Here is a 273-nt window from a genome sequence, read left to right on the forward strand (position 1 = left end):
TCACGTCCTCGGCCGGCAGGCGCCACGCCTCGGCGAACCAGGGCAGGACGCCGAGCGACGGCCAGGCCGTGGCCTCCTCGATGGCCCGCAGGCCGTCCGCGAAGAGCGCCGGGTCGCCCCGGAACTTGTTGATCGCGAAGGCCCGGACGGCGGCACGGTCCCCCGGCTCGAGGACCGCATGGGTGCCCACCAGCTGCGCGATGACGCCGCCCCGGTCGATGTCGCCCACCAGCACCACCGGCACGCCCGCGGCCCGGGCGAAGCCCATGTTGG

Annotated in this window: 1 pseudogene; it reads right to left on the reverse strand. The window is 75.8% G+C overall.

Annotated elements, in window-relative coordinates:
* Positions 1-273: pseudogene (locus tag C1X29_RS28470) on the reverse strand (AAA family ATPase); the annotation flags it as partial.

The sequence above is a fragment of the Pseudomonas sp. GW456-12-10-14-LB2 genome (assembly GCF_002884345.1).
Classification (GTDB): Bacteria; Pseudomonadota; Gammaproteobacteria; order Pseudomonadales; family Pseudomonadaceae; genus Aquipseudomonas; species Aquipseudomonas paraglycinae.